The sequence below is a fragment of the Persicitalea jodogahamensis genome, assembly GCF_014651615.1.
Classification (GTDB): Bacteria; Bacteroidota; Bacteroidia; order Cytophagales; family Spirosomataceae; genus Persicitalea; species Persicitalea jodogahamensis.
In genome coordinates, this window is sequence record NZ_BMXF01000007.1 from 112,091 (window position 1) to 137,920 (window position 25,830).

Below are 25,830 nucleotides of genomic sequence, written 5' to 3' on the forward strand. Positions count from 1 at the left end.
GGATTTCTTTACATGTAAATTAACCCATCAACAACTCAAGTAAATGATGAAAGTTTTATTTTCCAAATGCTATTCTTGAGTGCTTAGTCTCATCATTTGCTATAACGAGTTGATCGACGCACCTTACCCCTTATACATGGCTCCACCCACTTTCATACCCTCATAACTTAGTTACACTTAAAGTTGGAGATCATATCAGTTCATTGAACCTCTGCCCCTTTGGTAAGCAAATTCTTTGGTGGCGGCGTCATATTTATTTACTTGGGATATCATTCATTCTAACACTGCTGCTGAAAGGCGGCACCGTCGTCGCAGTGTTATGCCAGGATGGAAAAATGGTACTTTCAAGTATTTAAAGCCAAACTCGCCTTCATCTGCCGCAACGTTGTCTCCACTTACAGGAAAGTCGACGGCCAGTTTGCAGTCGAGGCGGCAAGATGCATTTCGTGAGCGGTCAATATTTGTTATTTTATTAATAAATCTCTCAAAATATGAAGGTTACTACTCTACATACGCTTCTCTTCTGCATCGTCTGCCTTGGTTGCTCCGCCCAATCTATTCAGGACAGAGCCTACCCACAGGCCAGTCCCTATCCCTACGACCCCTACTTTCAGGCGCACATCGCGGGAGCCATCGACAGCATTGCCGCCGAGCCCTATGGCCAGCGGAACCGATCCGTGGATAACTGCCCCGACACACGCAGGCTGGTGTACTCCTTCGCCCTCGAAGGTGAGGCCGTCACCTCGCCCTATACAGGACGAAAATTCATCCAGGGACCGACGGGTTATTTTGGACCCAAAAGCCGCGACGTGCGGGGCCGGATCGCGACCTTCGGCGGCGATCCGCTCAAGTACGACCTCCCACCCATGACCGCCCGGCTACTGCGCCAACCCAACGACACGCTGGTGATGGTATTTTTGAGCGTTCCCGGCAACCTCGTGCAGCAGTACCACTTCGCAGCCAGCCACTGGGCGCGGTTTTACGGGCTGGTGGCCGAACGTATGAACAACACCTGGCACGTCGATTTTCGGGCCGCCGTCTCGGAATACGCCGAAAAGCGGCGCCCCTCCGATGGGACCCGCGAACATAACCCGATGGACTACGCCTACGACATGGTGGGCACGCCCGGCGGCGATGGCGTGCTGGGCGGCACCCGCTTTGCCGGGGGGACCGAAAATCACAAAATCATGTGGCGCACCACGGCTTTGCTGTATTCCCAGTGGTTTCCCGATTCGGCCCGAATTTCTAACTACACCACCGCCGAGGCCGAGCGACTGACGTTCGGCTTCTTGCAGGATTTTGTGCGGCGGCTGGGCCAAACGGGCCACGGGGAGTTCGATTCGGAAATTTACTACCCGCACTCGATTCAGGCATTCCTGAATCTATATGATTTTGCCAAAAAGCCGGAACACAAACAATTGGCTAAAACTGCTCTTGATTACTACTTCGCGACATACGCCTTAAAAACGTACCACGGCAGCATCGCCGGAGCACAAAAACGCGGTGGACTCCCCAAAGTGGAAAGCGAAATGGCGGTACTGTTGAGAGCCTTCGCCGACACCACTAACCTTAAACCGCTGCCTGTACCGCTGGCGGTTGCCACTACTACCTACCGTCCTAATCGGGTGATTTGCAATTTGTTCAATAAAAATGTTGCCCTGCCTTTCTCCGCTCAAATGAGCCGTCCTAACTACCCGATGGACAAGAAAAACGTAACACAGGAAAGCTTTTATGCCTCAAAGTCATTCGGGATGGGCAACGCGGTCCTGACGATGGTCGACAACCCCAACCAGCAGGTGGCATGGTCGCTGGTGGTGACCGATGACTCAGACAATCTGGTGTTCATGGGTCAGCAGCCGCAACGCGGGCTGAACGTCGGCCACAGTCCTTACACCCAGACTTTGCACGACCAGGGTACAATCATCGTGATGAGTGCGCCGACGCAAGCGGGGCCATCCGGCGTGCTTTCAACCGAGCAGGCGCAACGTCAGCAACACGCAGGTGCGCCATTGGCCCACTATCCTCAACCGAACTTGCGCGACCTGTCGGCCGTAGAAACCTTCATCGACTCGACCGCCAACAGCGCGGCTACTTGGCTGATGGTTCCCAAGGGCGTGAAGAAAACAGAGGAAGATGAGGACGGCGTCTTTATGGAAGCCGGTGATGCTTTTATCCACGTACAACCCTTCGGCGATAGGTTTTGGGTGGATATCCCGACAAGCGACACTGCTTTTTTTACCAAAAAAGGCACCCGCCTAACCCTGGCGAAGTACCGCATTCTGGTCTGCAACGGGCAACCGTCGGGCTACGTGCTCGAAGCGGCCGAAAAGAGTAAATACCGTGACTTGACGGATTTTAAGCAGAAAGTTAGTCAAACGGCGCAGCTGAATTTATCCAGATACAAAAAAAACGGGCTGGTGGAGTACCGATCCTTCAACAACCGTCGCCTTAAAATGAAGTACCGCCCCGACGGCCTGAGAGCTGACGGCTGGATCGACGGCGCCCCGCTGGATTACGCCTCCTGGGCCGATGGCGGAGTGTACGATAGCCGTTATCTCAAAATAAAAAATGGCCGGATGACCGTGACCGATGGCCGCGAAAGCTTTGTAATCGACCTTGACAACCCCTGATTTTGAAAAATCTCAAACAAGTACTTTTCCTGTTTCTGCTGGCGACCGTCTGCGCTATTTCGGCCCACGCCCAGCCCGACCCCTTCCTGCACAAACTTTACGATTCTTTGCACGATTCACCGATGCAGCAAAAGTTTCGCCGCCTGGCACCGATGCCCGCCGGGGTGGTCTACGTGCAGCAGCCCGACGAAGGTGAGACAGAGATACGCGAACACTTCCGCACTATGAAACGATTGGGCTTCAACGCCCTGAAGCAAATCCTGACCGTGCCACCCTGGACGGAACAGCAGGTAGGGCTGCTGGCTTTGGAAGAGGGCATCGTGCCGTGGTGGTACGGCGAGGGAGGCTACGCCGAAATCGACGACACACTGCTCGTCCGCCTGAAAATCAGCCGCTCACTGCCACTGGCCGAGGTACTGGCGCATCCGGCGATGGTCGCCCATCAGCGAGAAGTTTTGAAAAAAAGAATTGAAAAAATCCAGAATCAAAACAACGCCAGCCAACCCATTCCGATGGCCGCCACGAGCCGCGCCTTCGATCCCGAAATCGGCAAGCGTGGCGACGACCTCAACGAAAAGGGGGAGTTCCTCTTCGTGGAGTGGCTCAAAAGTCGCTACGGTACGGTCGAGAAGCTCAACTACGCCTGGAACCAGCACCACGCAGGGCTTTTTCGGCCTGACCTTGGACCGTTCAAGAATTGGGACGACGTGGCCAATAACTGGAAAGACACGCCGCGCCGCGAGTACAACCACGTCAAGGACATCTACCGCTTTAAGGTCGACCATAACTATCGCCGCATCCTCAACAGCGCGGCGCAATTCAATGCCTTCGACCCCGCCGCCCCCTACCGGGGTGGCGGCGAGCTGGCGGTTTTCCACCCCATCGCCTGGTACAACGTCGACATGGAGGGCATCGCCCGCTCGCTGACCGACTACGGTTCTTTTTATCCTTCGATGCACTTTTCGTGGCACTACAACCTGACGGAGGGCGAAGTCTGTAAATCGCTGTACATGCAGGCGTCGCTGATGAACGACTTCAATAAGGGTGGCTGGACGGGCGGCTGGGAGAGCACCGGCGGCCCCCAGCAGATGGATGGCGAGAAAGATCCCGGTCACGATAACGCCTATTACGCCGGGGAGGGCGAAATCATACAACTTTACCTCAGTCAGTTGGCGGCGGGCTTCAAGGGTTTCGGCGTATGGAGCTGGAACGCCCGTAGCGCGGGAAAAGAAGAAGGGGAATACGCCCTGCTCGACCGCAGCGGCCAGGTGACCGACCGCGCAGAGGCGCTTGGCAAGATCGGCCAAGCCATGCAGAAATACCGCATTGAACTCTGGCAGGCGCACAAGGAGCCGCTGGTGGGCGTGCTGTACGACTGGGAGAACGAGGCCACCTGGGGCGCCACCAGCACGCCTGGTGACGACGATTTCAAGCTACAGCCCGTCCGCGCCCGCATCGGCATCAGCAACGCCCTGATGGAGGCCAACGTACCCTACGAATACGTTACGCCCGACAACCTGAAAAAGGGCCTATCGGGACGCTACAAGATGCTATACCTGCCAGCGATGCTCTCGATTCGCCTGGAACTACTACCTCTTTTACATCAATACGTGGAGCAGGGCGGGCGATTGGTGATGGACCTGCCCTCGGCTCGTTTCGACGAAAACACCGCCCACTTGCCCGTGGGTAAGGGATCGGTGTTTGAACAAATCTTCGGCTGCACCCTCGATGATTTTCAGTACGCAGGCACCAACCGCCCGCAATTCATGGACGGCCGCGCACTCTACGGCTACACCATGGACGCCACGCCTACTACGGCGAAAGTTTTGGCAAAATATGATAATGGCCAGCCCGCCATCCTGGAAAATTCCTTAGGTAAAGGCCAAGCCGTGCTGCTGGGCTTGCAATCCTCGATCAACGACTTTACGCAAAATTTTACTAAAAAGGGTGAAGGCCGTCAGGCCGGTCGGGTGCCGTTTTTGCCCTACGTTTTGGGGAATTATCAATCGCCCTATGCTTGCGCCAACGCCCTGGCCTATCGCCTGGCGTCACCTGCGGCGGATCACTATTTCCTAATCAACCAGGGACCGGCCACCACCGCCTCGCTGAATACCAAATTTATGAAGTATCGCCAATTCACCGATGCGGTGACGGGGGAGGTACTGAACGCATCCAAAATTCCCGTAGACGGATTCGGCGGACGCTGGGTTCGGGCAGTGAGGTAAGCTGAAAAGTAACACTATGTGCCCCCAAGACCACCGCTGTTTATTAGCCGATCTGAAACAATTCAAATATTTTACAAAAACATTTAGGGATTTAGGAGACTTAGTCTACCATTAAGTGAACGCCAACCACAAGGCAGCGCAATGGCAGCAGTCAAAGACCTCAACGATGAACATCTGACGACTCTTCTCCGGGAAGGACGGCGGGCTGCCTTTGCCGAAATCTACCAGCGCTACTGGTGTAAGCTTTACAGCATCGCCTACTATCAAACAGGCGTCCGTGAGGAGGCCGAAGAACTGGTACAGGAAGTTTTCCTGAAACTGTGGAGCCGCCGCGCCGAGGTCGTGATCCAGCACTTGGGCCTGTACCTGACCGTCGCAATCAAGAATCAAGCCTACGACTACATCAAATCTCAGATTAGCTCCCGCAAGTACCAGGAATACCTGATTTTTCAAGAAATTCACCACCACCCCGCCACCGACGACATCGTCAACTTTACTGACCTGGCCGAGGCCGTGGAGGATGCTCTGGGCCGCTTGCCCGAGAAAAGCGCCGAAGTGTTCAAGCGCAGCCGCTTCGAGAACCAATCGGTTCGGGAAATTGCCGCCGGCCTGAATCTGAGTGAGAAAGCCGTAGAGTACCACATCACAAAGTCGCTCCGGTTTTTGAAAGAAAATCTCAAACATTACCATACAGACAACTAGGCCGCCCCTGGAACACCGCTATGACGCAGCAGAAATTCAATCAACTACTGAAACGCTACCTGGCCGGGCAGACCACCGCTGCGGAAGAGCAGTTCCTGCTGGAATGGTACGAAGATCCCGCCAACAAGGTGGAACTCAACCTGACCGGGTTTCAGAAAGAAACGATTAAAAAACGGATGTGGAACCGCATCCGCCCGCACACGAAGCCCGCCTGGACAACCCGAATCGTTCGCCTGGCCTGGACGTCGGCCATCGCGGCTTGTTTTATACTGGGCTGGATATGGGTCAATCCGCTCGACTTGCCCCTGCGGCTCGATTCGACGGTGGCCTCCATGAAAAAGGAGCGGGAAAAAATGGAAGTAAAAAACACCAACCAGTCCGAGCGGGAAGTACTCCTGCCGGACGGCAGCAAAGTGACGCTCAACCCCGGCAGCCGCCTCAGCTATGACCCATCTTTCAACCAGTCCCGACGCGAGGTCACGCTGACGGGCGAAGCTTTCTTTAAAGTAAAGCGCGACGAAACCCGGCCCTTTGTGGTGCATACGGGCGAATTGGTCACGGAAGTACTGGGAACGAGTTTTCGGATCAAACAAAATAGCCGGGGCAAGAGCGTCGAGGTGTCGGTACGGGAAGGCAAAGTATCGGTGTACGCCGAATACAAGCAGAGTGAGCGTGAGCACAACGGCGTCATTATCACCCAAAACCAACGGGTGCTGTTCGACGCCGCCACGCAGCGCATCGTACCGGGCATCGTGGAGGCACCCCTGCCGCTTAAACTACCCGCCGAGGCACCGCCCACATTGGTTTTTCAGGAAACTCCCTTTGAAAAAGTCCTGGCTGAGTTGAGCCGCCTGTACGGCATCGAATTTGTCATTTCGAACCCGGCGGTGAAGGACTGCCGCATCACCGCCGATCTGCACGATTTGTCGATGTTCACGCAATTGGATTTAGTTTGCAAATCCGTGGGGGCGACTTACGATAAGCGCGGGACGGTGGTGTTTATCAATGGCGACGGCTGTTAAAAAAAGCCGGAAATGCTGCGAACATTTCCGGCCCAATCGTGCATCCACCCACAAACGCTAATCTGTGGGAGTGTGCTGTTTTCCAATCCTTTTACCAATTAAAAAACTTTTAAAATTATGAAAAAAAACCTACCAATTCACAGAAACTTGTGGAAGGTTATGAAAATCACTTTATCACAAATGCTCTTACTCGGGCTATTCGGTAGCATCGCCCTGGCGCACGATAGCCACGCTCAGGAGGTGCTGAACCGCACCATTACGCTAAACCAAAAGAACCTTGAACTGAAAGCCGCCCTCCGCCAAATCGAGCGGGAGGCCAAAGTAAAATTTGTCTATAGCACCCGCATCCAGTCTGGTCAGCGCATCTCGCTGAACGTGACTAATCGCAAGCTCTCAGCGGTGCTGGACGAACTACTGTCGCCCGTTGGCATTGACTACGAGGTGATCGAAAACCGGATTCTGCTCACCAAGCGGCGCCCGAACCGCAGTTCGCAGGCCGCTCCTGAGTCAATCCAAAACCAAGCCGAGATCAACGCCGACCGCACCGTTAGCGGACTGGTCATCGACGAATTGGGCGTCCCCATTCCCGGCGTCAACGTGGCCGTGAAGGGTACTACGCGCGGCACCACCACCGCCGCCGACGGGCGGTACAGTCTTGTCGTTCCCGAGAACAGTACACTCATATTTAGTTTCGTGGGTTTGCAGAGCCGCGAGGTTCCGTTGAGTAATCAATCAATCATCGACGTGACGCTGCTGCCCGACCCCAACCAACTGCAAGAGGTGCAGGTGGTGGCCTACGGCGAACAGCGCAAGCGCGACGTCACAGGTTCCATCGCCTCCGTGAAAGCTGCCGAAATCAGCATGAACACTGCTGCCAGTCCCGAGGTGGCCCTGCAAGGCCGGGCGGCGGGAGTTCAGATTACGCAGGCAGGTGGATCGCCGGGCGGCGCGGTGCGTATCAACGTGCGCGGCGTGGCTTCCATCAGTTCCGACTCGCAACCGCTGATTGTGATCGACGGGCAGCCCGTCAACAGTAGTGCTTTCGGGACGGGCGGCGTGGCCATGAACCCGCTGGCGGAGATCAACCCCGAGGACATCGCTTCGATGGAGGTTTTGAAAGACGCCTCCGCCACGATTCTGTACGGTTCCCGCGCCGCCAACGGCGTGATCCTCATTACCACCAAGCGCGGCAAGGGCAAGCCCAAACTGGACCTGAGCTACCAGCAGGGTGTAAGTTCGCCCACCAACCGCGTCGATTTTGTGGACAACGGAGCCGACTACTTCAACATCCTGAAGCGGGCGGCGGCCAACAACCCGGCGGCGGGTTTGCCGCCCCAATCGACCAATCTAGTAAATCTGCTCCCGACGGGCATCCTGAAAGGTACCCTAGCTCCCGCGCTCGATAATCAACTGGTCGATTCGACGACGCTCTACAACACCAGCACCGACTGGCTCGACCAGACGCTACGCAACGGGCGCTACACCCAGGCTTCACTGTCGGTGAGTGGCGGCACCAAGAAGCTGTCCGTATTTGCCAGCGGGGCTTACCGTAACGAGGGCGGCATCGTGATCGGGCAAGATTTCCGGCGGCTCAGCGGGCGGCTCAACATCGACTATAAGCCCATAAAAATGCTGCAAATTGGGGGCAACCTCTCGCTGAACGGCCTCAATAACTCGACAGTACCACTGGGCGACACCTACCGGGCCGGCCTTACTAATGCCCTGCCGGCTTATCCGGTGCAGTTGCCCGACGGCACTTATTTCAACGGCATTAGCAACGGCACCAACAACCGGACGGCAATCGGCACCAACCCAGTGTTTTTCCGCAACAACTACTCCAACGACACCAAGACGCTTCGGGCCATCAACACCTTCCACACGCAACTGACGCCCATTGCGGGCCTGGTGCTGCGGTCGGAGTATGGCTTCGATTATCAGCAGAGCCGCAACGCTTCGGTGTTTAACCAAACTCTTTATCCGGCGGGCATCGACGGCGCCGAGCGCGACGGCAACGGCAAAGCCGAAAACCGCAACGTCATCAACCGTAATTCCAATTGGAACAACACGATTAACTACACACGCGAGCTGAGCAAAGACCATCGGATTAGTGTATTGCTGGGAAACAGCGTGCAGAGTCGAATAGGTGACAACGAAACATACATCACCGAAAACGTGCCGGACGGCGCCACGGTCGGGCTGGATACCGCGCGCACCGTGGTGTTCAACGATGAGCTTTCCTTCCGCTTCGTTTCGTTTTTCGGTCGGGTCAACTATACTTTCAAAGACCGCTACCTGATCGAGGCCAGTTTGCGGACCGATGGCTCGTCGCGCTTTGGCCCCGAAAATCGCTGGGCAACTTTCCCGGCTGCCTCGGTGGGCTGGATCGCCAGCGAAGAAGATTTCCTGAAAGGAAGTTCGTTCGTCAACTTCCTGAAACTACGCGCCAGCTACGGCCTGACGGGCAACGCCGAGATCGGCAACTTTGTCTGGCAAAAGACCTTCACCTTCGTGGGCTATAATGCCGCCATTTACGGCGGGCTTCAGGGCGGGCAGTTCACCAACCCAGGCAACAGCGGGCTAACCTGGGAATCCACCGCGCAGTTCGACATCGGGGCCGATTTCCGGCTGTTCAAAGATCGAATAAGCGGGACTTTCGATTTTTACAATAAAGTGTCGGACGGGCTGCTGCTCGACTATAACATTGGCAACTTTTACGGCACGATCAATCGGTCGATGACCATCAACCTGGGGTCGGTCAGGAACCGGGGCTTGGAGTTGAGCCTGACCAGCCGCAACATTATGCGTAACGATTTCCGCTGGACGACGGATTTCAACATCAGCGGTAACCGCAACGAGGTACTTTCCACCTACGATGCTCCTTTCCTGCGCTATCCCGCCCAGATCATCGATGGAACTAACATCGCCACGCCCGGCTACCCGCTGGGCAACTACTACATGGCGCGTTTTGCGGGCTTCGACCCCGCTACGGGCAACGAGCTTTTCTACGAGCGCGACAACGAGGTTAACAGCAACACGGGGCAGACGGTCGAGACGGGCCAAAAGCTGGACGGAACCGCCGGAAATAATGTAGGGAACGGCAACCAGTTTATTCTGGAAAACCGGACGCCCTACCCCACCATGTTCGGCGGCCTTAACAACACCTTCGACTACAAGGGCTTCGACCTGAGCATCTTGTTTTATTTCCAAACCGGCAACTGGATCTACGACCAGGCCGAGCGAGCGCAGAGCTACCCCAACGAAGGGCAGGTACTCCGCGCCAACGTGGTCGATGTGGGCAACCTGGTGGATCAGCTCGATGGATCCGACGGCCTGCGGCGGCTGCAATATCGTTCCAACGCACGCAACATCGAGTCCACCCGTTTCTTACAGAAAGGGAATTTCGTCCGGTTGAAAAACCTGCAACTGGGCTATCGCTTTCCCAGCGAGTTCACCGAAAAGCTCCGTCTGCGTCAGCTTCGCGTGTACTTAACGGGCCAAAACCTGCTGACTTTCACCAAGTTCCGGGGCTGGGATCCTGAGGTGTTCCGTAGCGGCGGGGCGGGTTCCGCTTCCAGCAACCTATCGCCCGGAATCACCAACAACGATCTGCCGCAGGTGCGCACGTTCCTCTTTGGGTTAAACGTGGGACTTTAATCGGTTAAGGGTTAAAGGTCAACGGTAAACGGTCAACGGCCTAGGTTATCGCAGAGCATCATGAGACATAAAGGTTTTGATTCTTCGACAAATGAAAATTTTAAAATATATAAAAATGAAAAAAATAGCGAGTGTTATAAGTTTACTGGTCCTGGGATGGGCTGGTGTCAGTTGCAACGACTACCTGGACGAGGTGTCTTCCAAAACCCTTATTTCAGCCTCGAACGTCAATTCGGTGGAGGAACTGGATATTCTGATGGTCGGGGCTTACTCTGGCTTTGGCCGGGAGATTGCCTTCGGGGGAAATGCCCTCGTAATGGGTGAGACTTTCGCCGATTTGGTGACGGTCAACAACGTGAACTACCGCAATAGCCCCAGCCGCTCGTCGCTGGTGTACCAGTGGCGGCAACGCGAGCAGGATTACGGCTATCAGGCGGAGTTCATGCAATGGTCTACCTTCGGTATCAACAATGCCAACAACGTCATTGAACTCCTGCGGGCCAACCAGGTCAAGACACCGAATGAAACTGACCCGCGTCGCGACATTGCGCAGCAGCGTGCCCGTCTGGAAGGCGACGCCCGCTTCGTGCGGTCGCTTTGCATTTTTGAGCAGTTGCGCATTATCGCTTACCCCTGGGGCTACACGCCCGACAATTCGCATCCGGGGCCGATTTCCAGATTCTCTTCCGTATCTGACTTTGGTGACCTAACGTACCCCCGCCTGAGCGTAAAGGCGGCTTACGACAGCATTCTGGTCGATCTGCACATGGCAGAAAAGATGCTTCCCGACCACTACGATCCGGCCATTCACCTTCCTGAGTATGAGCCTCGGGCCAACAAGTGGGCCGCCCTGGCGCTTATGGCGCGGGTATACTGGCAGCAGGACAATGTCGATAGCTGTTTGGCGGTCACCAACCGTTTGCTGGGCCCCAACGGAACCCGCTTCCCGCTCGTCCCCGGCGAGCGGATGCTGCAAGACCTCTGGCAACGCACGGGTATCATGCCGGGCGTGAACTCCGCTGCTAACCGCGACGAAATTATTTTTGAACTGGTAAACGTGGCGGGCCGCAACGCCCGCACCACCAACGGGGCACCACTACGCCGATCATATGTGTTGCAAGTGCCGTATAATGCCACCCAGCTCAAAGACGTGTACAACTTAACCTCCGGCCCCGATATCCGCCTGAGCCAGCGCTTCAAGCAGCTGGCTGACTTCAACCGCAGTAAGGACTTGCGCTACAAGACGTTAATCGATACCACGCAAGCCACCACCACTTCTACTTCCTGGGATAGTCCCAATCGGCTTTGGTTTCCGAAAAAATGGGGTTCGCAGGGGACGGCTCGCACCCCGGTTCAGGGCGTAAACAGCAATGTCGTCATCTACCGTTCGGCGGAGTTCATGCTCATACGGGCCGAAATGAACGCCCGCAAAGGCAATACCGCTGCCGCCCTCGCCGATCTGAACCGCGTCAGAACCCGCGCTGGATTGGTGGCCCTGACCTCGGCCCCGGCCGATTTGCTGGACGAAATCCAAACTGAGTTTGTCCGCGAGACTTTCGCCGAGGGGACGCGCGTCCACAACCTGAAACGCCAGAAGAAATCAGTCGATCCCGGCGACCGATCGCTGTCGCCCGAGGGCGTGGACTGCGCTATCAGTGGCTGTATGCCGCTGCCCTGGAACAGCCCCACGCTGGTGTTCCTGATTCCGCAGAACTTCCTGGACCGGAATCCGCTGGCGGTGCAGAACGAGTAGGGCTGAAAAAGGGAAATCGTTTTTGGCAAAAGCGTAGGAAATTCGTTTCCTGACCTTAACTACTCATGCTAAAGCTGCGGGGAAAATTGGTACTTTGAGTAGTTGAGGCCCCCTATGCCTATCTGTCGCTTTTTGCAAGTGGGTTCTGATCGGGTCTAAACCCACTTTGGCTCATCGGTTTGCGGCTTGGCGATGTGGCGGATTTTTGGCACTAAAGTTCATGCGGAGAATGAATGTTGAATCTTACCGAAATGTTGCTTGGGAACACATGAGCCGCGATATTGCCAAACCGCTACTATAGCCAGTGCTTCTTGTTATTGGAGCTTATTCTTGTACGCAACTACAAAGTTGCCAAAATCACCAAGCGGCTGGGGCGAACGCGGCCGGGCCGCAAGACGATCTGTCTTTTAAGGAAAATGTTGAGCATTGCTGATGATGAATGCTTACATATGGCATAAATACGCCACTTGATCCCAGCGAACACTCTGTTACACTACCGTAATATCAACCAATTTGTCTGACTATCTACTAATGAAGATATCAGTAAGCCACTCAAGCCCAATTTTATTGCTGCCAAGGATGAGTAATGCCATGAAGGCTATTTCGACGTATTGGATAGTGTGCATTCTTTTCATCGCCTCTAATGTATCCCACTCGCAAACGAGAGCACTCCATCCTCGAGGAATTATTGGTGCCACCGAACTACCGGCACTACGAGCCAAGATAAAGAAAGAACCCTTCAATACGATGTGCAGAAACCTGTTGCGGGTGGCCGAGCGGCAACAGGGGCAGCAAATTGATCGCCCTTATGATCCTTATGCCGACGGCGATCTCCTAGGAGTCCAGTCCTATCTGTACTTGCTCACCGGTGATCAAAGCTGGGCGGAAAGGGCCTGGGTATCCGCCGAGAGAGTTCTTAGTGATAGCACTTACTTCAATTCCCCTCTTTCCCGGGGCCTGACCAGAGCAAGGCTGCTACAGAAGATGGCATTGGCCTATGATTTCTGTTATTCAGCCTGGACTGAGCAACAGAGAAGCCAGGCCAACGAGCGACTCTTCGGTGTAATGTTTTCGGTCAACGCCAATATGGGACACGAGGCTAACTATGCTATCGAAAGCAACTGGATGGGGGTGCGATACGGTAGTGTTATTCTGGCTTCCTACGTGTGGGATCACGACGGGGTTTCGCCCGAACGGTCGCCAGCTCTACCTTTGCGCTGGGATGCTAATAAGCGATTACAGGACCATCTGGAAAAAGTAATCTTCGCAAATGGGTGGAACGGTGAGAGCATGTCCTACCACGTATACGGCTGGACCTTTATCGGCCCGGCCCTACTGGCTTTGAAAAAAAATATCAAAGGTTTCGATATGGCTGATTTTGTTCCCGAAACGGTAAACACTTTACAAGGATTGATGACTTCTACCGTAGCGATCGAGCATAAGGCAGGAGTGAGCGGTATCCAGGCTGACCTTTCCGATGATGACTTAATGTTCACGACAGATGGACTGTTAGGCATGGCGTTTAATCTATATCCGGCGGATCAGCAAGCGGCCCTTAAGTGGATGCATGACTACCTTCTTCAAACAAAAAATGACGCTACAAACGACGATGGTCAATTGTTTTACAGTATGCTGTATTATCCCGATACGCTTGAAAAGCAAAACCCTGCACAAATTGGATGGCTCACCTACCACGACCCAGATCAGGGCGTTGTCATTACCCGCAATCGCTTTCGGGATGAAAACGACATCGTTGTTACATACAATGCCAAGGCTACCGAGATCAAAGGACATGCTGGCGCTGACATTAACACGTTCCGTATTATCGGTATGGGTGTGCCCTGGGTTATTGGATCTGGCAGGACGGACCTCACCGCTGGACAAACCAACCTCTTCCCTAATCTGGAAGAAACTGCTGAAAAGAATAATCGTAGATTGGGAAAATTACATGACTATCAATTCTTTAAAGATGGCCAAGGTGGCTATGCGATCGGTAGCGGTAGTTGTGTGGGTACAGAGGATCATCGGCGAATACTCTATACCTCATTTGATTCCACATCTCAGGCCGAAGCGGTAATCGTTGTCGTTGACCATTCTTCTAACGGGCGGCGCTGGCGCATAAATACCCCCGAGTTTACCCAATTGGTAACAAACCCTCAAGGTTATACCCTTTTTGCTCCGAATGGCTCTAGTATGCGAGTTCAGTTTATGGGAACCTCAGGCCCCGTTCAATTAGAAAGCAGCAAACTGCCCTACGGAGGCCATACAACCAGACATAATAACGGAATATGGTACCAAGGCGAAGTTTATTCCCATAGTCGCTACATCGATTTCTATTGTCAGGGCTCTGTTACGGCAGTTATTACCCTGCAATCAGCAGGGAAGAGTCATCCTAGAGCAATTTTAGGAAAATCAGGTAGCATCATTAGCATAGCTGATTTGCAACTTACCTTACCTACACATCCAGAAGACTAGCTGATTTCTGCTGGATCGTATGCTATTGAAATAAATTGACGGATTAATGTTAGAAAAGTCGTCAGCGGCCCAATGAGAATTTGTCAATTGAAAAGCGCCACTACGCGGGAGAGCATAAAAAACCTGAGGAACTCCTTATTAAGCGGCCATTGGAATTCCTGTTGGAAAAAAAGTAGTCAAAAATGCTAACTGGAAGAAAGGAACGGATGTACTAGGACCCGTTCGGTACTCGAGCCGTTGTTTCCACTCCTTATTTCCGTTTGGGAGGAAAGGTCGAGCGACATTTTCAAACGTTTCGTGAGTTCAAAATTAAAATTAGACCGGACATTGTACCGCCGGTAGGTGGATTGGGGGGAGAAGCCATCCACCAGATCCTGGGTATCCTTGAATAGCCCTTCCTGATTAAAAAACCCCGCTGACACGAAGTACTTCACCTTGTTTTGCCCACCACTGATGTTGACGTTGTGCTGTGATTGGGTCGAGACCTTTTTGAACATCTCCGCTGCCCAATCCACGCTGGGGTAAAAAATGGGATCCGTACCGTTGCGGTACAACTCGATGTCCTCGGGCGTGTACCTAGGTACGTATACGTTCCCATTTACATAGGTGTCCGCCCGGATGGCCTCGTTAAAATTAGTGGCATAGTCGGCACTGTTCATCATTTCACGCTTATCCGTGAATGAATTGAACCCCTGGTTGAAGGTGTAGCTGATTTTTGGTGGCCCCGACTTTCCCCGCTTGGTAGTGATGATCACCACCCCGTTGGCACCCCTTATCCCATAAACAGCCGTGGAAGAGGCGTCCTTAAGGATGGTAACGGATTCGATCTCGTTAGGGTCGATGTTATTGATGTTGTCGATCTGAATTCCGTCCACCATCGTGAGCGGATCGGTATTGCCCGAGAAGGTACCCACCCCCCGGATCCTCAGTTTGGACGCATCGTTACCGGGTTCGCCCCCTCCCTGTGTGGCAAACAGGCCCGGCAGCCGGCCCACCAGCGAGTTACTGACGTTGGCCACCGGCGATTGCACCAGCTCCTTGGTACCCATGCTGGCAATCGCCCCCGTCGCGTTGATTTTTTTCTGGGTGCCAAAACCCACCACCACCACTTCTTCCAGGGACTTGGTATCGGCCTTTAACTGAATGTTCAATGAAGTAGTGTTGCCGACCGTAACCTCCTGTTTTACAAAGCCGACGTAACTAAAAACGAGGACGGCATTTTTGTCCGGTACCGAGATTGTGAACCTGCCGTTCGCATCGGTAGTCACGCCGCTTTGGGTACCCCTAAGGAGTACACTTACGCCCGGCAAGGCTTCGCTGGTGGTTTCGTCAAGCACGTGTCCCGTCACCTGTATGCTGACCAGGGTGGGTAGCAAATTGGAAAGCAGTGGCTGGCCGGGCCTGCCATCCAACAGCTCAATTGTTGTTTTCTGACCTTCCCTTATTCTGGGCTCCAATGCATCCACCGAAGCGCTTTTGGCCTTCTGTGAGGGAAGTATAGTGTAGCCTCCTCCCTTTAATTTCTTGTACCTCAAATTGAGGGGAGGCAGCAGGCGCTTCAGGATACTTTCCACCTGATCGTTTTCATTGACAGAAAAGGGCATTTGCTTCCCCTCGACCAGTTCCTTCTGGTACACAAAATTCACTTTGTGTACCAATTCCAGCCTGTGGAGGAAAAGGGCTACGCTGTTGGCATTTTCCTGGATACTGTTTTGGATTTTAGGTTTCTGCCAATTGGTGGCCATTGTCACTTGCGCCTTGACATCCCAAGCGCTAATCAAAAGGAAGAGCAGGACTAGTGGGAGAAGTAAGGGGAGAGGTCTTTTCATTGTCAAAAGGATATTTAGTAAATTATTACAATCACCCGTCAAACGGGCATTGTATGCACCTTTCCCGGTTTTTTATGATTTTTTTTTGAAAAACTTTGCTTTCACTCATCTTGGCTGGTGGGGGGGCATAGGCAGTACGGTGGCCAAGCGCTTGACTGATGAGAATTAATTCCAGATCGATTTTTATATTTTTATATACTGTATATTTGCAGTATATAAAAAAGGTCGACTGATGATTATTTCCATTCAGCACAAAGGGCTCAAACTGTTCTGGACGAAGGGCGACCGCAGCAAGCTGCCTGCCTCGATGGTACCCAAAATAGAACGGGTCTTATCCATTATCGATGAATTGGAACTGGTGCCGGACGACTTGCAGGATTTGATCTTCTTGCGCCCCCACCCGCTCAAGGGGAATTTAAAGGATTTTTGGGCCATGGGCATTTCAGGGAACTGGCGCATCATTTTCAAATTCAACAACACCGACCACACTGCCTTTGATCTGGACTTTATTGATTATCACTAACTCTTATATGCGATTATGAAAAGACACAGCAGCATCAACGTACACCCCGGCAGTATACTCAAAGAGGACATTCTGGCTCCGGCCCGCCTGAGTCTGGGCAGCGCGGCGGAAATCCTGCAGGTTTCCCGGCTAACGCTTTCGAAGATTGTCAACCAGAAGGGAGCGATCACGCCCAATATGGCAATCCGGATATCCAAGGCTTTCGGCGGAAAGGCGGACTTCTGGTTGAGGATGCAAAGAGGGTATGACCTTAGAAAGGCCGAACAGGAGTTCGAGCGGAACCGCGTGCACATCAAGAAATTTGAATTGGTTTAAGCTGACCTTGCTCGATCATGTGTAAATCGACGGAAATAGCCTTTTTCAAAAGGCACCAGGGAGGTGAGATTTTTCACTACTATAAGGTTTTTGGCGGCGATGGCAAAACCAGGGACGTTTACCAAGAGGTCATAAATTTCCTCAATGATCAGCCTATTGTATCGATTGAGCACAACCACCCCTACGATCCTGCCAACCCCTGGAAGCCTTTTAACCTGACGGGAACCTGGTGCACGTATGAGGTGGGGATTCCAATAAGTGAGCAAGAATACCAGCAAGAATATCAAAAGGCAGTCGCCAATGATTTCTTTATCGGATAATTAAAATCCACTCAGACATAGAATTACAAACAGAGCCGATTGTTTTTCAGGAAGGAGTAATGGTTCCTGTTCATTCCGCTAATGGCGGCTTTGATTTCAATCGGGAGTTGATCCCCAAGGTGAGGCTTGCGGTTGCCGCTCTGGGCCTGACATCAGTGGAAGACATAAAAGCAATTTATCAGGAGCAATTTCCTGTCATCTTTACCCCTTTGATGAACGGCTATCATCGCCTTAGCTTACTGGTATAGTTCAGTTACACTGCACTCAAAAGCTGGTTAAATTTTCCAAAAACACAAAACCGGGAAGCCCCCAGGCCCCCCGCGCTTTCAACCCGGTCACTTTCCGGACGCTCATAGTTTGGACCGGGCGCCAACCCTTATAAAGTCAATCTGGAAGTAAGGGTGGGCGTCGAAAAGACCGGGGGGCTGCCGCAACCCCGGTGCTTATAGTCAACCTCGCTGAATATATGCAACAAATTGGTCAGGAAAGGGTCCACTATTTCACCATGCCGACGCTACGATGTATTTGCCATTGTACCGGTAGGATAGGCCTTTAAGATAGCTTAGGTTGACGATGTTGTAGCGGTTGGCAAAAAAACGGTCGGGATCAAGCCGGTTCTGCAGTTCGATCAGAACCATATCCAGGCTGAGAAAAAACGGATGTCGACTATCTCCCCGCCTGCATTTGCCAGGGGTGCGTCAATGATTTTGTTCATTATTCCTTCCTGGAATGTCTCCCCAACACACGCCATCATTCATCTCATTTCTTGGAAATATTCCACAGGCGCTGATCCAGAATGAGATCCTGCTGCCCAATCACTTCGATCGTAGGATAGAGCGCGTGTCGGGGATGCAGCAAAACATTGTAGGAGATGTCGACCACGGCCGAGGGAACTCCCAGGCCCAAGTCCAGGGGCTCATGCAGCCACTCGCTGAAAATGCGCTGGGTAAGTGGCAGGGCAGTCGGCTCGGCCCACTCGTCGGGCAGCAACTCGGGATAGATCCACCGGATTTCACCCTCGGGTATTTCAAGGGTGAAAACCCGCAGACGGGGCAGCTGATCGTAGGGTACATGGGGAAAGTGAACCAGCGTTTCCAGAAGCGCCAATTCGGGTGAGCTTGCCGTGTAGAGAATACCCTGGCCCGGTGGGTTCCAGCGGCCCCCGGCAATTTCAGCCCCCACCACCGAAAGCGGGTCCTGCCAGTAAGGTTCTTTGAGAATACGGTAAAGTTTCATCTAACTGAACACACCCGCCTCCATGCGAATGAAAACATTATCGACCAGCTTGTATCCGGTGATGGTGTCCAACAGGGACAGGGGGGTGGGATAGGACGGCGGTTGGGTAGCCGCAGCCGGTCGCTGTTGCAGCCGGGTGCGACGGGCGGCAGCCGCGTTGGTTAGATCAGGCGGGGAATCCTTGGTGCCCATTTCCCGAATGGGTGGGCTACTGTACGGAGTAGAGGGAGCCGCAAAGCCCACTTCGGGCGTAGCCAACTCGGCCAGGGGCGCGCGCAGCCACTGGAAGAAAGCTTCCCGCCTGCCATCGAAAACGGCCAGCCCGTGCTGAAACAGCTTCTCCAGGAGCAGCAGTCGTTCGGAAAGGGGTACGGACAAATCACCATGGTGCTGGTTGTACAGGTTACGTTCGGTGACTCCCAGGATGCGGGCCATCTCTTTTTTGGTCAGCCCCCCCAGAATCGCGATCCGGTCGACCTGGTTGCGGGGCAGCTTACGGCGGGCCTGCAGAATAAGATCGTGGGTGGGGAATCCCCAACCCGACGCGGAGTTGATGTCAAGTGGTGAAGCCATGTTTCAAGAAGTTTTGCACGAATATACCTGAAATATTTCATATTCGTCTTTCAAAGAGTGGTTTGCCAGTCAATTCAGTTGCGCAAAACTTCACCCACCGTGATCGTTCCATGGGAAAAACGCTCCCTACGAGCGGTCAATGAGCTCCTTCTCAAAAATATCCCCATGACTACATTGTAAAAATGGGCGGCGCCTACCATGGACAACAAGGCTAGCCAGTCATTTTTTTTCGCCACATACACCTCAATAGCCAGTAAACGTCCACCAGTGTCCACAAGAAACTCTCTTTTTCGACTGCGCGAGCGTCCCCCCATACGTGGGTCAAGGCCACAGTACTCAGAAAGCACCGAAGCCAGCTTAACCTTTGTCGGTCAAGGCAGAATACCGAAGCATGAGCGCTTCGATTCCACGTTGAAGAACCTCTGGTTCCCGTCTGACTGGATTTTTGGTATGCCTCCCGAAAGGGCATACACTCGGTACATGGCTTGGGGCAAACTACTCACCGGTAAAATATAATGGGAGCAGTCCCAAACCTTTACTAAAAAACGTTGAGGTGTTCCAGTTCACTCATTCTCAAAGGCGCCGATGTCCGGTAATTTTTTATATAAGGGTTTACCGCTAAAATCTTTCCCGCCATTCCTTTGAATCCTGGTTCCGGCGTCGATGGCGGGGGATTTCCCCTGCAGCCGATAACCGTCAAATAGTTCAGGGTCACGCATATTCACGTGCGCGCCGACCTTTCCTGGATTGACAAACAAAGGGTTCGCAGTCAAACCATTGTCTCCCTTTTGGGGAAGGTTGTAAAAAAGATTGTTTTCAAATACACAGGAACTTTCTGGTTCAAAGCCCCATTCTGCCGCGTCTTCGAAGTAAAAAATATTGTTTTTAAAGGCCGTTTCGATCGGATTTCTCACTTTCCCTCCCGAGACAAATACCCGATTGCCCTTGCCTTTACCGAAATAATGGACGTTGTTATAAATTTTTACATCTTTTAGTCCTCTTTCAGCCGGAAAGCCGTACAGGTAAGCTCCCATCAATTCATTTTGGCTGATATTGTACCGGATTGTAACGTCCGAATTGATGCCGCGTCGCATTATCCCGCAAAACCAGTTATTGTCGTGGCTGTAATTATACTGAATGACTGTGCCTGTCGAATTATAGTCTGCGTCGAAGCCGCCGTGATCGATCTCATCCGCATTCCCTGTGTTGCCATAAGCTTCATTATACTGAACGATGCAACCGACGGTATTAAAATTAAAAATGCTATGTCCGGTATCAAACCGACTGCTTTCGGCGGAAATATTGTATTCGACGACCGGGTTGAGAGCATATCTTACTATTATGGAATTACGCCCGGTTCGCTCAATAAAATTACCTCTTATCACAAATTCGGTCCATGGAAAATACGTTTCGGTTGAAATGGCGCCCCAACTCGACTGATTACCGATACCAACGCCACCCACGTCCCGAACCACGTTGTTCTCAATGAGGAGTTGGTTGAATTTCGTTTTAACTTTATTTCCCAGGACATGCACGTGAATGCCACCCCGTAATTTTCCCCCAACTTTACCGTTCACATCGTGGATGTAGCAGTTTTTGATCGTCAGGTTATTCACCGTTCCCTTGCCTTCGGCAACTATGTAAATGCCTTTCAATAGCCCCTGGTCTTCATCAGAACCGTTCGTATTGGTCACTTCAAGGTTGTTAATTTCCCAGTACTGACCATTGTATAAATAGATGGGAGCCTCTGTTTTACCCAAACCATTGATGACCGGTTTGTTTTCAGTCCATTCCCTCAGAATAGTTTTGTTAGTGGGGTTGTAAGCGGCAATTAGGTTAGGGTTTTCCGCCGAACCGCTTCCCTTAACTACAAACTGTCCCTCAAATTCGGCTCCTTGGGCAAATAGAACGGTGGAGCCCGCAGAGAATTCGGTGCCGGAATATTTATCGAACTCGGTCTGGTTGCTGATGTAATAGGTCTTTGTACGTACAAGATTTTTAGCGCAGGAGGTCAAGAAAAAAAGGGTCGCAAACCAAACTATAGACAATAGGTAATTTCCATCTTTATATTCCATGAATTTGTAGGTATGTTGGTACTATTTATTGCTCCAAATTTCCAGTCTCGGGGCATCGCCAGCTTCTCTTGATTTGATAACCAGCGTCCGACCTTTGTCTTCGTCATCACCCAGTTGGCGGGTTTCCCGTACCAGAATGAAAGTGATGTCTTCCGTAGCATTCTTTTTAACGATATCGGTTACGTCCAAATGGCGCGCTTTTTCGATAGTTGAAAAAGCAAGTTCGCCCGCCACTTTCACGGCTCCTCCCACGTCTTCAATGAGGGCTTCATGCTCATCCAGATAGGGGGCGTTATTCCAGTCGATGACTTTTTTACTAATTTTCTCCGACGGAACAGCGTAAACGTGCAACCTGAACGGTTTGTCACCCTTATCGACTTTTCCCGAAACGGTCAGAAGCACTTTTTTGATTTTACTTTGATCCTGCGGGATTTTAAAGCCAACATAGCTAACCGCGTTCTGATCAGGATTAGCAGCATTCAAACTTACCCGCAAATCTTTTCCGCCGCTGTGATTTTTAGTTCTGCCGGTGCCGCCCGTAACGTACGCATCCGCGTTCGCCGAAACAAGCGTTTTAGTTAAGTTGCCCTGCGGAATGCTCAATAAAGTGACGCTTTGCGGCGGAAGGGTCAACTTGATTTTTTTATCGGCAGCGAGTTGCCTTATTGTGGAAACTTCGCCGTGGGTGTGCTCATCAACTGTTTCTCCGATTATAGGGGTGCCCGTTTCAAGATCCAACTCCGACAGATCCATATCCAAATGGTAGGCGAAACTACCGCGTTGCACCAACCACATGTAATAAGTATTGGTGTTCTTGTCCAGCGAAACGTAGGTGTCCAATCCATTATCGTCATTTGAGCGGTTAACTTCCAATAAATCCCGTTCATCCTTAAACCCTTTGGCAAAAAGCCGGACTACTTCGCCGGTGCGTTGAATGCCCGAAATATTGTAATCAGGCGACTTGTCCGGCACAGCATCCTTATCTAATAATTTGATTTCACGCACTTTCAAAGCACCTTCGTCCTCTGACGAAAACCTCACCTTTGACGTAGTGACTGGCTCTTTAAAAGGCAAATAAACCTGAGCGTACTTATTATCCTTTTGGCTGGTTCCGGGAATCTCCTGCCATTGAGATCCAGTCCAGTACTCGAGCCTAAAGTTCCTGACACGGTCAGGTGCCGTAAAAACGCCCCCTTCAGAACCCGTGTAAATTATGGCACTGCCCAATTCAGTGGGTTTTCCAAGGTCAATTTCCAACCACGTTTGCTTGTCGGTGGCATCCGAAGTCCAGGCCGATGCATCCGATTTACTCCCGTCGGTAATTCGCTTCGCTTTTGACGCACCGGAGGAACTCTTGACTTTGGCTCCCTTCGCCAAGTTTACGTGAGCATCTTCCACAAACCGTGTTCCCGGCCACGTATAGTGGTGACCGGATTTTATGCCCCGTGGATATGCATCGCTTACATTGGTAACAAACTTAAACGCCCACATTCCGTAAGCCCCGTTGTTCATATTACTGGCGTAAATACCCGCCCATTCCGTAAATAATGACGGCGAATCCATGGTTTCTTCTTTATCGATCAAATATGCGTTCATCCAACGCCCGATTTCGGTAAAAACTATAGGAATAGCCTGGTTTTCGGGGTGATTCTCTTTCAATAGCTTTCGAATATTATTCACCCGGGTGGAGTAGCCAGCAGCCGGAGAATTATATGAGTGAGTGGAGAAAATATCGATCAAATCGTGATCCACCGTCTTCCCGTGATAATCTGTCCGGATGTTCTTGGCAATGGTAGCCCACCAATCGGTGTTTTGACCAGCCGTTACCGGGCCAACGAATTTCGCCTTCAGATTCTTTCCGTAGTTGGTGTTAACATCTTCAATAGCCGAGTGAACGGCATCTGAGACAATCTGCATCCCGCCGATCCACTGATCCAATTTCATGGGGCCTGAGTGCCGGTGGTTGGGTTCGTTTTGCATGGCAAACATCGTGACGTCCGCTTTCTTCGCGGCGTGGTAAGCGAGTGAATAGAAGCGTTGCCACTGTTGCCACTTGTTGCTCCAAGTACTGTCAAAATCCCTCGAGTTTATCTGCAAGACCGGTTCGATTCCCAAACGTTTTGATTCGGTAATGGCGTAATCGAACTCCATGGTGTTATTGGAAGAAAAGTCAGGTGTTGCATAAATGGGCATTAAGCTATCCCATTTTATGTATTTACTACTTTCCGGATTTGTACGTAAATCTGCTTTCCGTTTATCAAATTCCGCAACCGTTGTAACGCCTTCATCCACCTGAACGGCACTTACCGGCGCATAGGTATTTAAATTGGGCCAAATGCGGATACTGTTCACGCCTGAATATTCCAACCAACCCGAAACGTTATAACCCGGCAGAAAATAACCCTGATTGTACCCGACGTATTTAAAAGTCTTACCAACCACCTTGTTTGTGACTTTCAGCGTAGCGTCTTGATCTCCCGCGATTTCTGCTTTCTCTTCGATGTCCGATTCTACCTTTGGAGGCAGCGGCATATCTTCCGAAACTGAGCCGATGACTTCTATTTCCATGACACTGATTTTCTCGCCATCATCCGCCACCATGCGTATTTTGTAAGTACTAATTGGATTCGTAAATTTGAAAACAACGGTAGTTTGCCGGTTTTCCAATACCACTGCCTTCGGAAAATCCGTCCAGTTGGCATCATCCCAATACTGAATTTTGAAGTTTTTGACGGAAAAAAAGCCAGTGGCCTGGTTTCGTTCCGTAACCGTTCGCTCATGGTCCGGAATACCGCTGCTAAATCGTATTTCACTTACATTGCAATATTTTTCGAAATCCAACTCTACCACATGCGGGGCTTTGTTGGTAGCACTCATCCATTTGGATTCCCGGGTGATTTTACCATCAGCGATGTTTTTCGCCGGATACCCCGGTGCTTCTGAACTAGCCAGCACTTCGGCATTCAGCGCAAGATTCACTTTCTTCTCCTGTGAATAACCGCTTGTTAATGAAGCCAGTATTAGGGCAAAGGCTACAAAGGAGCGAGCAAGGGCAAGTTTTAGTTTCATGTGGGTTTTTGGTTGAAAAAAGATGTATGTGGAAGTCCTACAATGTTTGGTGGATATGAATTATGAATAGGGATTAGTAAATGGCTATTTGATTACGTACCTATGAATTAATATAATCGAAAAATGGATTCAAACAATCGTTTGCGTTAAAATTTGCATAAAAACTGACGTTATTTGATAAATGATGGCCGATATGGAAAAGAAGAAAAATACTATTGTTGATGTGGCCCGAAAACTGAATGTGTCAACGTCAACGGTTTCACGGGCATTAAATGGCCACCACAGCATCAGTGAGAGGACAAAACTCAAAGTTAGGAAAGTCGCCGCGGAGCTGAATTATTCCCCGAACAACGTGGCGGCAAGTTTGCGAAGGGGTAAAGTGAATTCAATTGGTGTAATCCTACCCCGCATTAACAGTACGTTCATGTCAAATTGTATATTTGGCATCGAAAGCGTTACGTATCCCGCCGGGTATAATCTGATCATTTCTTGCTCGAATGAAGATTACAAAAAAGAGGTGCAAAGCATTGCCGCCTTAAAAGCGAGTCAGGTTTCGGGCATCATTTTGTCCTTATCCAACGAAACAAAAAAAACCGCTCATCTTTCTAATATTATCAGTCAGAATATACCGTTGGTCATGTTTGATCGGATTGCGGAGTTACTGAATGTTGATTCTGTGGTCAATGACGACACTAAAATAACAGTTCAGGCTATCGAACATCTGCACGCTATGGGCTTCCGAAAAATTGCGATCTTTTCCAGCCCGACGCACATTTACGTGTACAAAAACCGAATGAAAGGGTATTTGGAAGCACTGAGTTCCCTGGGACTAACCCTGAATCACAACTGGATCATTGAAAATATTCAAACGAAAGAGCAGGCGCAACACTCCGCCGAGATTCTATTCAAAGCGAAAGATAAACCGGACGCTGTTTTTTGTACCAGCGACACGATCGCACTTGGCGTGATCCAAACCCTTAAAAAGTTGGGCATCCAGATACCACAGGAAGTCGGCGTAATTGGCTACTCCAACGATACATTTTCTGAATTGATCCAACCAACGCTGACATCCATTGAACAATATCCGCAGGAAATGGGCGTAAATGCCGCTAAATTGATGCTTGACATTATCGGCGATAAAAACTGGTCCATGCAGGTTCACAAACAGATCCACATTAAGCCCCGTTTGATAATCCGGGATTCTTCTAACCGGTTGTTGACTGAATAATAATCTAAGTTGCTTAAAACCAGCCCCTGTATATCTTAATCCAGGCCCGCTAGTTCCGATGATCATTTACTTTGAGTTCCCCAAAAACACGGGATGGATAGTTGTGTAAATAGGCAATGGTACTTCTTCCCGTCGGCAGTAAACCCAGCCTATGCAGCTTAACCTGATAGAGGTTGACCAACCCACTGACTAAGAAAAGTC

General features: G+C 51.5%; 17 protein-coding genes. 11 read left to right on the forward strand and 6 right to left on the reverse strand.

Going from position 1 to position 25,830, the window contains the following annotated elements; all coding sequences use genetic code 11:
• Positions 1 to 491: 491 nt before the first annotated feature.
• The 7 genes from IE117_RS24220 (at position 492) to IE117_RS24250 (ending at position 14,461) form a co-directional block, all read left to right on the forward strand.
• The gene (locus IE117_RS24220; RefSeq protein ID WP_189568319.1) at positions 492 to 2,630 is read left to right on the forward strand and encodes a hypothetical protein; all 2,139 of its coding nucleotides are present in this window, start codon (positions 492 to 494) and stop codon (positions 2,628 to 2,630) included.
• Between the two features lie 2 nt (positions 2,631 to 2,632).
• Positions 2,633 to 4,855: a beta-galactosidase trimerization domain-containing protein gene (locus IE117_RS24225; protein ID WP_229581405.1), complete on the forward strand. Its 2,223-nt coding sequence runs from the start codon at positions 2,633 to 2,635 to the stop codon at positions 4,853 to 4,855.
• 141 nt (positions 4,856 to 4,996) lie between these two features.
• Positions 4,997 to 5,557 carry an RNA polymerase sigma-70 factor gene (locus IE117_RS24230; protein WP_189568320.1) on the forward strand — a complete coding sequence of 187 codons (561 nt, stop codon included), beginning with the start codon at positions 4,997 to 4,999 and terminating at the stop codon, positions 5,555 to 5,557.
• A 20-nt stretch (positions 5,558 to 5,577) separates the two neighbouring features.
• Positions 5,578 to 6,579, forward strand: a complete 1,002-nt coding sequence (locus IE117_RS24235) for a FecR family protein (RefSeq protein WP_189568322.1) — start codon at positions 5,578 to 5,580, stop codon at positions 6,577 to 6,579.
• Positions 6,580 to 6,738: 159 nt separating this feature from the next.
• On the forward strand, positions 6,739 to 10,233 hold the full coding sequence (locus IE117_RS24240) for a SusC/RagA family TonB-linked outer membrane protein (protein ID WP_229581407.1): 3,495 nt from the start codon (positions 6,739 to 6,741) through the stop codon (positions 10,231 to 10,233).
• A 115-nt stretch (positions 10,234 to 10,348) separates the two neighbouring features.
• On the forward strand, positions 10,349 to 11,986 hold the full coding sequence (locus IE117_RS24245) for a RagB/SusD family nutrient uptake outer membrane protein (RefSeq protein WP_189568325.1): 1,638 nt from the start codon (positions 10,349 to 10,351) through the stop codon (positions 11,984 to 11,986).
• Positions 11,987 to 12,517: 531 nt separating this feature from the next.
• The gene (locus tag IE117_RS24250; protein WP_189568326.1) at positions 12,518 to 14,461 is read left to right on the forward strand and encodes a hypothetical protein; all 1,944 of its coding nucleotides are present in this window, start codon (positions 12,518 to 12,520) and stop codon (positions 14,459 to 14,461) included.
• A 185-nt stretch (positions 14,462 to 14,646) separates the two neighbouring features.
• Here IE117_RS24250 and IE117_RS24255 read toward each other — a convergent pair whose 3' ends face one another.
• Positions 14,647 to 16,290, reverse strand: coding sequence for a SusC/RagA family TonB-linked outer membrane protein (locus IE117_RS24255; protein ID WP_189568327.1), 1,644 nt, complete (start codon positions 16,288 to 16,290; stop codon positions 14,647 to 14,649).
• A gap of 232 nt (positions 16,291 to 16,522) precedes the next feature.
• On the opposite strand from IE117_RS24255, the gene IE117_RS24260 reads away from it, so the two are divergent.
• The 3 genes from IE117_RS24260 to IE117_RS24270 are packed head-to-tail and all read left to right on the forward strand — an operon-like array spanning position 16,523 to position 17,448.
• Entirely contained in the window at positions 16,523 to 16,813 is a 291-nt protein-coding gene (locus IE117_RS24260) for a type II toxin-antitoxin system RelE/ParE family toxin (protein WP_189568328.1), read from the forward strand.
• 15 nt (positions 16,814 to 16,828) lie between these two features.
• The gene (locus IE117_RS24265; RefSeq protein WP_189568329.1) at positions 16,829 to 17,128 is read left to right on the forward strand and encodes a HigA family addiction module antitoxin; all 300 of its coding nucleotides are present in this window, start codon (positions 16,829 to 16,831) and stop codon (positions 17,126 to 17,128) included.
• A gap of 17 nt (positions 17,129 to 17,145) precedes the next feature.
• Entirely contained in the window at positions 17,146 to 17,448 is a 303-nt protein-coding gene (locus tag IE117_RS24270; RefSeq protein ID WP_189568330.1) for a hypothetical protein, read from the forward strand.
• A 500-nt stretch (positions 17,449 to 17,948) separates the two neighbouring features.
• On the opposite strand, the gene IE117_RS24275 is transcribed toward IE117_RS24270, so the two are convergent.
• The 5 genes from IE117_RS24275 to IE117_RS24295 form a co-directional block, all read right to left on the reverse strand.
• Complete coding sequence (locus IE117_RS24275; protein ID WP_189568331.1) at positions 17,949 to 18,086, reverse strand: LytTR family DNA-binding domain-containing protein; 138 nt, start codon at positions 18,084 to 18,086, stop codon at positions 17,949 to 17,951.
• Positions 18,087 to 18,207: 121 nt separating this feature from the next.
• Positions 18,208 to 18,684, reverse strand: coding sequence for an RES family NAD+ phosphorylase (locus tag IE117_RS24280; RefSeq protein ID WP_189568332.1), 477 nt, complete (start codon positions 18,682 to 18,684; stop codon positions 18,208 to 18,210).
• Entirely contained in the window at positions 18,685 to 19,257 is a 573-nt protein-coding gene (locus IE117_RS24285; protein WP_189568334.1) for an antitoxin Xre-like helix-turn-helix domain-containing protein, read from the reverse strand.
• Between the two features lie 563 nt (positions 19,258 to 19,820).
• A complete protein-coding gene (locus tag IE117_RS24290; RefSeq protein ID WP_229581410.1) occupies positions 19,821 to 21,272 on the reverse strand; it encodes a right-handed parallel beta-helix repeat-containing protein in 1,452 nt (483 codons plus the stop codon).
• Between the two features lie 81 nt (positions 21,273 to 21,353).
• Entirely contained in the window at positions 21,354 to 24,401 is a 3,048-nt protein-coding gene (locus IE117_RS24295) for a discoidin domain-containing protein (protein ID WP_189568338.1), read from the reverse strand.
• A gap of 193 nt (positions 24,402 to 24,594) precedes the next feature.
• On the opposite strand from IE117_RS24295, the gene IE117_RS24300 reads away from it, so the two are divergent.
• A complete protein-coding gene (locus tag IE117_RS24300; RefSeq protein ID WP_189568340.1) occupies positions 24,595 to 25,629 on the forward strand; it encodes a LacI family DNA-binding transcriptional regulator in 1,035 nt (344 codons plus the stop codon).
• Positions 25,630 to 25,830 lie beyond the last annotated feature (201 nt).